The organism is Arthrobacter sp. CG_A4, from assembly GCF_035985125.1.
Lineage (GTDB): Bacteria > Actinomycetota > Actinomycetes > Actinomycetales > Micrococcaceae > Arthrobacter.
The window spans coordinates 1-8,685 of the sequence record NZ_JAXCID010000069.1 but is presented as its reverse complement, the minus strand read 5'-3'; the positions used below and the strand labels follow the sequence as shown (position 1 = coordinate 8,685).

The 8,685-nt window shown below is 63.9% G+C and carries 5 protein-coding genes and 2 pseudogenes; 4 read left to right on the top strand and 3 right to left on the bottom strand.

What is annotated here, in order from left to right:
- The 3 genes and pseudogenes from RCH07_RS18440 to RCH07_RS18430 form a co-directional block, all read left to right on the top strand.
- Window positions 1-2,292 (top strand): response regulator (locus RCH07_RS18440; RefSeq protein ID WP_326968943.1); only part of this gene is annotated, 2,292 nt, incomplete at its 5' end.
- 12 nt (window positions 2,293-2,304) lie between these two features.
- Window positions 2,305-2,703 (top strand): response regulator, encoded by a 399-nt coding sequence (locus RCH07_RS18435; protein WP_326968942.1) that lies wholly within the window; start codon window positions 2,305-2,307, stop codon window positions 2,701-2,703.
- Window positions 2,639-5,137, top strand: a pseudogene (locus tag RCH07_RS18430) (EAL domain-containing response regulator); the annotation flags it as partial. The gene RCH07_RS18435 and the pseudogene RCH07_RS18430, both read left to right, overlap by 65 nt.
- 213 nt (window positions 5,138-5,350) lie before the next feature.
- Here the strand turns inward: RCH07_RS18430 and RCH07_RS18425 are convergent.
- The 3 genes and pseudogenes from RCH07_RS18425 to RCH07_RS18415 all read right to left on the bottom strand — a co-directional run bounded on the left by RCH07_RS18425 (window position 5,351) and on the right by RCH07_RS18415 (window position 7,588).
- Window positions 5,351-6,374: pseudogene (locus RCH07_RS18425) on the bottom strand (IS30 family transposase).
- Window positions 6,375-6,415: 41 nt separating this feature from the next.
- A complete protein-coding gene (locus RCH07_RS18420) occupies window positions 6,416-7,162 on the bottom strand; it encodes a hypothetical protein (RefSeq protein ID WP_326968939.1) in 747 nt (248 codons plus the stop codon).
- A 168-nt stretch (window positions 7,163-7,330) separates the two neighbouring features.
- Window positions 7,331-7,588 carry a GrpB family protein gene (locus RCH07_RS18415; RefSeq protein WP_326968938.1) on the bottom strand — a complete coding sequence of 86 codons (258 nt, stop codon included), beginning with the start codon at window positions 7,586-7,588 and terminating at the stop codon, window positions 7,331-7,333.
- A 436-nt stretch (window positions 7,589-8,024) separates the two neighbouring features.
- On the opposite strand from RCH07_RS18415, the gene RCH07_RS18410 reads away from it, so the two are divergent.
- A complete protein-coding gene (locus RCH07_RS18410; RefSeq protein ID WP_326968937.1) occupies window positions 8,025-8,639 on the top strand; it encodes a recombinase family protein in 615 nt (204 codons plus the stop codon).
- Window positions 8,640-8,685 lie beyond the last annotated feature (46 nt).

Genomic DNA, 8,685 nt, shown 5'->3' with positions numbered 1-8,685 from the left:
AACCGGATCACCCCCGCGGACATGTCCGACCCGCGCGAGCTCATCAAACGGGCCGCGGAGCTCAGCGCGGAGCTGGGCACGCCCATCGAGCCCGGATTCGAGGCGCTCGTCTACAAGGCCAAACGCGGCATCGAGGACAACTACGAGCTGACCTACGTCCGCAAGGACGGCAGCCGCTTCCCGGCCATCGTCTCGGTGACCGCGCTGCGTGATGCGGGAGAGGAGATCATCGGCTACCTGCTGATCGGCACCGACAACACTGTCGGCAAGCAGGTCGAGGCGGCCCAGGCGCTGCTGGACCAGCAGCTGCGGGATCAGCAGTTCTACACTCGTTCGCTGATCGAGTCGAATATCGACGCGCTGATGACGACCGACCCCTATGGCACCATCACCGACGTCAACCAGCAGATGATGACCTTGACTGAGTGCTCGCGCGCTGAGCTGATCGGCGCCCCATTCAGGGACTTCTTCACTGATCCGGCACGAGCCGACGCGGGCATTGCACGGGTCCTGGCTGAGCACAAAGTCAGCGACTACGAGCTCACCGTGCGGGCCCGCAACGGCGGGGAGACCTTCGTGTCCTACAACGCCGCGACGTTCCACAACCGGGACCACACACTGCAAGGGGTGTTCGCGGCTGCGCGCGACGTGACCGACCGCCGGCGCATCGAGCTGACGCTGCAAGAGAAGAATGTTGAGCTGGAGCATGCGAGCCGGATGAAGTCGGAGTTCCTGGCGACGATGAGCCACGAGCTGCGCACCCCGCTGAACTCGGTGATCGGGTTCTCCGAGGCGCTCAAGGACGGCCTGCTGGGGGAGTTGACCGCCAGCCAGCGTGAGTACATCGGGGATATCTTCACCAGTGGCCAGCACCTGCTCTCGCTGATCAACGACATCCTGGACCTGTCCAAGGTCGAGGCCGGAATGATGAACCTCGAGCTGGAGCCGGTGGACGTGGGCCCGTTCCTGTCCAACGCCTTGTCCATCGTGCGGGAGAAGGCGGCGGCGCACAGCATCGGTCTTGACCTGGAGCTGGACGAACACCTCGGCGTCAGCCAGCTCGATATGCGCAAGACCAAGCAGATCGTGTACAACCTGCTGTCCAACGCGGTGAAGTTCAGCAGTCAGGGCGGGCGAGTGTCGCTGCGTGCCCGGCCCGTGCCGCGAAGCGTCGTCGGCACACTGGAGGGCAGTTGGCCGGTGCGTAGCTTTGAGCTGGCCGCCACCGAGTTCGCCGAGTTCCTGGAGATCCGCGTCACCGACAGCGGCATGGGTATCTCCCAGGAGAATATGGCCAAGCTGTTTCAAGCGTTCACCCAGATCGACAGCACCCTGGCGCGCCAGTTCGAGGGCACCGGGCTGGGCCTTGCGATGGTCAAGCAGATGACTGAGCTGCTCGGCGGGACCGTGGCCATGGCCAGCAAGGAGGGCGAAGGGGCGTGCTTCGCGGCCTGGATCCCCCTACGAGGCCCTGCTGAGCCGGCCTCAGCAGATCACGATGACGTGCTGGTAGAGGCGTGGCCAGTTCCCGAAGTCAACGAGCGCGTCGCCCTGGTGGTTGAGGACGATGACAAGGCCGCAGAGCTGGTGCGCGTTCTTCTGGAGGCTGATGGCTTTTCGGTTCTGCGTGCGGCAAGTGCTGAGGAGGCGCTCCAGATGGCACCGCAGCAGTGCCTGGACCTGATCACGGTCGACATCCAGCTGCCCGGGATAGGCGGGTGGGAATTCCTTTCGGCCATCCGCAAGGACACCGCCCTGGGTAAGGTGCCGGTCGTGGTCATCTCCGGCACAACATCGGGGCCACCAGTGGCGTTGGCCGGCGGGGCAGCGGCGGTCCTGGAGAAGCCGATCAGCCGCTCCGCGCTGAAGGAGGCACTGACGCACCTGGGCTTCGACGGGGAACAGCGCCAGGCCTGCACGGTGCTGGTGGTTGACGACGACCCGAAGGCGGTCGAGGTGATCGCGGCGTTCCTACCGGCGCCTGCCTATATGACGGTGCGGGCCTACGGCGGGCAGGAGGCCATCGTCCTGGCGCGTCGGATGCATCCTGACCTCATCCTGCTCGACCTGATGATGCCCGAAGTGACCGGGTACGACGTGGTCCACGCGCTGAAGTCTGACCCGGGAACGGTGGGTATCCCGATCCTGGTCATCACCGCCAAACAGGTCACGGCACGTGACCTGGAGGTCCTCAACGTCGACCCGGACCACACCATTCACATTCTCGCGAAGGCCGGTTTCAACCATGGCGACTTCTTGGGCGAGGTCCGACGTGCTCTGCCGCGACTCTAAGAGGAGGTTCTGATGGCCACGGTGTTAGTCGTCGAGGACAATCTGGCGAACATGAAGCTGACGAGCATGTTCCTCAGCACTGCAGGCCACAGTGTGCTGGCGGCCTTCGACGCGGAAACTGGGCTGAGCCTGGCACGCGGACAGCATCCCGACCTGATCTTCATGGACATTCAGCTGCCGGGCATGGACGGCCTTGCAGCAACGGCGATTCTGAAGAAGGATTCTGAGACAGCGTCCATTCCGGTCGTGGCGCTGAGCGCGCTAGCGATGAAGGCAGACCAGGAGAGGAGCCAGAGCGCCGGTTGTGACGCTTTCCTCGTCAAGCCGTTGCGATACAAAGAGCTGTATGCCGTCATCGAGCGCCTCCTGCCGCAGGGGCTGCCGACTGCCGCTGGTGTCGGCAGTGTCTAAGTCGGGATCGCCGGCCACCATCCTCATCGTCGATGACGAGCAGAAGAATCGGCGCTTGCTTGAGGCTCTGCTGGGGCCCGAAGGGTATGTCACGCGTACGGCTTCCTGTGGCAAGGAGGCACTGGACTCCATTGCGGAGGACCCGCCGGACCTGATCCTGCTGGATGTCATGATGCCCGGCTTGGATGGGCGGCAGGTGGCGAGCCTGGTCAAGGCCGATCCGGCTACCCGCAACATCCCGATCATCATGGTGACCGCGCAGAGCGACCGCGAGGCACGGCTGGCGGCACTGGATGCCGGGGCCGAGGAGTTCCTGACCAAACCCGTCGACCGGACCGAGCTGTGGCTGCGGGTGCGTAACCTCCTGCGGCTCAAGGAGCTCAGCGACCTGCTGGAGAACCATCGAGCGATCCTTGAATCCGAGGTCCACACGCTCGAGACCAGGGTCGCGGCTCGGACCCGGGAGCTGGCTGAGACAGCGGACGCTCTCCAGGCGCTCGTGCGGCTTGCACCGGTAGGCATAGTGCAGTTCGACGCCGGGGGAGGGCTGCTCACCGCCAACGACCAGTGGCTCAGCATGAGCGGACTGACCTTGGACGAGTCCCTGGGCAGCGGCTGGTCCTCAGCGCTGCACCCCGACGACGTCGACCGGGTGCTCACCGAGTGGGGAGAGTGCGTCTCCGCCGGCACCGCATATTCGAGCACGGTCCGTTTTCGCACGCCGGACGGGCAGGTCAACTCGGTGCAGGTCACCACCACGCCGATTCGCGACAAGGGAACCGTGACCGGACACCTGGCCAGCGTCACGGACGTGACCGCCCTGCGTGCCGCGGAGGAGTCGGCGACGGCCGCCCGGGCGCGGTTCGAGGCGGCCTTCGCCTGGTCACCTCTCGGAACGGCCATCGTGTCGCTCGACGGCCGGGTGCTGGAAGCCAACCGGCGCCTCTTCGATCTGACCGGCCGGTCGACCGGGGTGCTGGACCAGCCCATCGAGGCGGTGTTCATGCCGCTCGAAACCGCCGGCCCGGATGACCTGCCGGCCGGGCCGCTGGAGAGCTCTCGGCAGCGTGTGGATCGACGGATGCGCCGCAGCGACTCCGAGGAGACCTGGGTGAAGGTCAGCGTCGCTGAAATCCACGAAGGCGAACACGTGGGGGGCCTCCTGTACCAGCTGGAGGACATCACGGCCCGCCGGCTGGCCGAGGCCCGCGTGGAGCACCTCGCTTTTCACGATCCGCTCACCAACCTGCCCAACCGGCTGCTGCTGCTGGACCGGCTTGCCCAGGCGCTCCTCCAGGCGGCACGCCACGGCAGCGGAGTCGCCGTGTTGTTCATTGACCTGGATCGGTTCAAGGTCGTCAATGACAGCCTCGGGCACCACTCCGGCGACGCGGTCCTGTCCGAAGTCGCCGCGAGGCTGCGCCGCGGTACTCGGGCGTCGGACACGGTGGCTCGCATCGGCGGAGACGAATTCGTCGTCGTCTGCCCCGATGTCGACAGCAGCCAGGACGTCGCGCAGCTCGCGGATGCGCTCCAGAAGTCCATCGCCCTGCCGATCCTGATCGGCGAGCACATCGCATCCGTCGATGCCAGCATCGGCATCGCTTTCGGCGTCGGCCACGACGACCCTGAATCGCTCCTGCGTAACGCGGACCAGGCCATGTACCTGGCGAAGGACCGCGGTCGCGCGCGCTACGAAGTTTTCGACGACGACCTGCGCGGCCGGATCGACCGAAAGCTGGACACCGAGATCGCCTTGCGCAGTGCGGTCGACCTGGGCCAGATCGAGACCTGGTACCAGCCGATCGTGGATCTGCGGGAACGAACGGTCGTGGCCACCGAAGCGCTGGCTCGCTGGCGTCGACCCGAGCGCGGGCTCGTGCTGCCGGGTGAATTCATCGCGATCGCCGAAGAGGTGGGCCTGATCAAGCGGATCGGGAGCACGGTCCTGGGCCAGGCCTGCCGGGCCGCCGCCGCACTGGACGGCGGCATGGCCGTCAGCGTCAACGTGTCTCCGCGGCAGTTCGTCCGAGACGACTTCGGCGCGGTGGTCAAGCGAGCCCTGAGCAGCTCCGGGTTGCCTCCGAACCAACTCTGGCTGGAGCTCACCGAGACTGCGATGATCGAAGCGATCGGCTCCGCGGCCAGGACGTTCCAGGAGCTCCGCGACATCGGCGTGCGCCTGGCCATCGACGACTTCGGCACGGGCTACTCGTCCTTCTCCCACCTCCGGGCCTTCGACATCGACCTGCTGAAGGTGGACATGACGTTCGTGCGCGATATCGAAACCTCCGCACACGATCGGGCGATCGTGGAAGGCGTCATCCGGTTGGCGGATTCGTTGAAGCTGGACGTTGTCGCCGAGGGCATCGAAACGACCGGGCAACTGGACCTTCTGCTGAAGATGGGTTGCCGCTTCGGGCAGGGCTACCTCTTCTCGAGGCCGTCTCCCGACGCGTCACCGGTCGTGCCCTTCGAGGATTTCCTGGCTCCTTCAGGGGTCGCTTCAGAAAACGGAAAAAATCGTACGCTAAGGTCGGCTGGCAGGGCGCAGGGCCTGAATTTTCCTGTGCCGGACTTGGCACTGTTGCGCCAGAGGTAGTCCCCGGTGAGGTTGATGTGTTCCCAACCGGCGGTGTCAAGTCGTCTAAGCAACGTTGTCGTTGAGTAGCTTGTTGAATATTTCCCGGGGCGTGTAGAAGCCCGGAACTTTTCGTGGGCGGTCGTTGAGTTCGTCGGCGATGGAGTCCAGATAGGGCTGGTGGCTGGTCAGCTCTGTGCCCTTGGGGACGTATTCGCGGATGAGCCCGTTGGTGTTCTCATTCGTTGGCCGTTCCCATGGTGAATGCGGGGGCGAAGTAGACGGGCAGATCCGTGGCCACGGTCAGGGCGGCGTGGCGGGCCATCTCGGTGCCCTGGTCCCACGTCAGGGAGCCCCGCATCAGGGCCGGCAGATCGTTCACCCGGTCGATGAGAACGTCCGCCAGGCCGTGTGCCTTCTTACCTTCGGGCAGGCCGAGCATGATCACGAACCGGCTCGATCGTTCCACGAGCGTTGCCACCGCGGATTTACCGCCCATACCCACGATGAGATCCCCCTCCCACGCGCCAGGAACACGCCGGTCACTGGCTTCCTCGGGCCGGTCATCGATGCTGACCATCCCGATGATCCGGCCGCCGGTCCGCTCACCCAGGGGCTTTCGGCTTTTCCGCTTCGTGCGCTTGGATTGCAGCAGTATCCCGGCCTTCGCCAGCTCGCCTTTAGGCAGGGCGAAGATCCACCTGTAGAGCGCCTCATGGGAGACGGTAGCGCCTCCGGCATCCGGGGATATGATCATGGTCTCAACGCTGGGCTCTGACGCTTCCAATTGCAAACGCCCAGCGATCTGCCGTGGCGTTCTTGACCTCTTCAGATCAGCACGAATCCGGGCTTCCAGCACCGGATTCCCGTCGATCTTCCGGGCCTGCGGACGCGACCTCCGCTTCTCTGCGTTCACATCCGCCGTGACCGGCCGGCATCCCCGGGTCTTCGTGGAATTACGGCGCCGCTCCCGCCACACGATCGTGTGATCACGGCCAATATCAGCACCGATCCGCCGGTCCGTCCACCCCGCCTTGATGCCTACCGCAATATCCGCCCTGTCAGACATCGTCAACGCCCTGCGAACCACCAGCAACTCCCACCGCTCAAACCAATGTTGTTGCTACGACGCTATGACACCGCCGTTTTGGGACGCTGTTTCTGAACTGCTCGAACGCGACTGACGTCGACACACCAGTCGGCCAAGTCCTGGTCAATGAAGGCAAGAACACGGAGCACGTCACTGAACCGCGCCTGTACGTTGACTTCCAGCAACTGCTCGCCGTGGGCCACCCGGTTCCGGAGGTTGTGGAGCCGTTTCAGGGGTTCACAGACCTGTCGTATGCCGGCGTCCCCGGGATCGGCTTTAGGGAATGCGTGGACGATTGCTTCTTCCCAGACGCGGATCTTTGGGGTGCTGACCCGAGGCCGGTTCGGATTGGGAAGGATGCTCGGCCACGTCCCAAAGCTCAGTTGGGCCAGCAAGTCGTCATGTGAAATGGGCGCGTGCTTCCGTGGATGATGCGGAGGGCGCTTGCCTCTGGCCGCCTGTGCGTAGCTATTGGCGTTCTTGGAGTGCGAGGCCATCAGACCATGCAGAGGAATGGCAGGATGGGCTATCCATTCATCGGTGAAGTCGATACCAGGATTGTGGGTGTTCCGGCTCTGCCCTTTGTTCCAGGGCTTCAGCTGCTCGTCGATGGCATTGCGCACAGCCACCTCGAGCATCATAGTGATCTCCTGAAAGGCCGCGCCCAGCTGGAGATTCCACTCGTAGAGCTCGATGGCCTGCTCCAAGTCGTTCTGGCATGCGGACAAGTAGGGGGCCAGCCTGGGGGCGCCGAGGCAGGCATGAATTGTCTTTTCGCGTTGGGGCACTCCCCAATTATGTAGTACGCTAGATACAACGCAGCGAACGAGCATCGCTTGCTAATACATCGAGAACCCCGAGGCCTAGCCTCGGGGTTACTTCGTTAAAACGGAAGCCTCGAAAGTGGGCCAGATCGGGCTCTGGTCGCAAGCTCTAGGCCTATGCCGGCGCAGCGGTCATGCGCATACCCTCGCGGAATTTGTTGGTTTCCGGCGCCCACGACGGTACATGGCCTTGGCCCCCAAGCCGGGAACTGCCGTGGAGCCAATGTGCTCGACGGCCACCGCCTTCTCGCTAACAGCGTCCCTGATCGTTTGGGTGAGAGCGTCGAAACGTTGGGGCCAACCAGTGTCGTAGTCCACGATGACGATGGCTCGTTCTTTGCGGCCGCCGATCAAAACGGCGTCCAGACACACACCTGCTTCAGAGTTCATCGGCCCATCCTCGCACTACGCTTCAGCCCACCCTCGCCCCCACGACGCACCGGGCCCCACCTACTGCGGCCAGTGCAGAGGACTTCGTATATTCCGTGCAGACTACTCCGGAAATTGACAGTTGCCTTGACGTCGCAGAAATCTACAGCTTCCCAGACCCCGACGCCGCCATCGCGGCAGCCAAAGAAGACCCTGTCGTCGCGAAGCATCTCTTCGACTTCGCATCGTACGGATGCCGGAGTGAAGAATCCGTGCACGGTCTCCGGGAAACCTTCGCGGAGCTTCAAATACCTGTGGCCCACTTGTCACAAACGGACGATCAGGCACCCTTTGCATGACTTAGAATAAATAACGAGTTAAGTGACACCTTCCGATTCCACCCCGATTTGGAATCACGCTGTCACTTATACGGAGGTATAAATGACAGGGGAAAATCATGCTCGTCGGATACATGCGCGTCTCAAAAGCGGACGGGTCCCAGAGCACCAACCTTCAGCGCGACGCGCTCTTGGCTGCCGGCGTCGGGCCGGGTCAGTTGTATGAGGACAAGGCCTCCGGGAAGACGGATGACCGCCCGGAACTGGCCGCCTGTCTGAAGGCGCTGCGCGACCATGAAGACACCCTGATGGTGTGGAAACTGGACCGGCTCGGCAGGAACCTCCGGCACCTGGTCAACATCGTCCACGACCTGACCGAACGCGGCATCGGGCTCAAGGTCCTCACCGGCCAGGGTGCCGCCATCGACACCACCACCGCCTCCGGGAAGTTGGTCTTCGGGATCTTTGCCGCCCTGGCCGAATTCGAGCGCGAACTGATCTCCGAACGGACCATCGCGGGCCTCGCGTCCGCTCGGGCCCGCGGCCGGAACGGCGGGCGCCCCTACAAGATGACTCCCGCGAAACTCCGGCTCGCCATGGCCTCCATGGGCCAGCCCGGAACCAAAGTAAGCGAACTCTGCATCGAGCTCGGCATCACCCGCCAGACCCTGTACCGGCACGTTTCACCCACCGGGGAGCTGCGACCCGACGGTGAAAAGCTCCTTTCCCGGTAGGCGCACGCTTACGTTACTGGGCCTGTCCGTGTCCGTTGGGTCCTTG

Excerpts from the sequence above, each read along its gene's own strand:
- RCH07_RS18435 (WP_326968942.1), top strand. The coding sequence starts at position 2,305 with ATGGCCACGGTGTTAGTCGTCGAGGACAATCTGGCGAACATGAAGCTG.
- RCH07_RS18415 (WP_326968938.1), bottom strand. The coding sequence starts at position 7,588 with ATGAACTCTGAAGCAGGTGTGTGTCTGGACGCCGTTTTGATCGGCGGC.
- RCH07_RS18410 (WP_326968937.1), top strand. The coding sequence starts at position 8,025 with ATGCTCGTCGGATACATGCGCGTCTCAAAAGCGGACGGGTCCCAGAGC.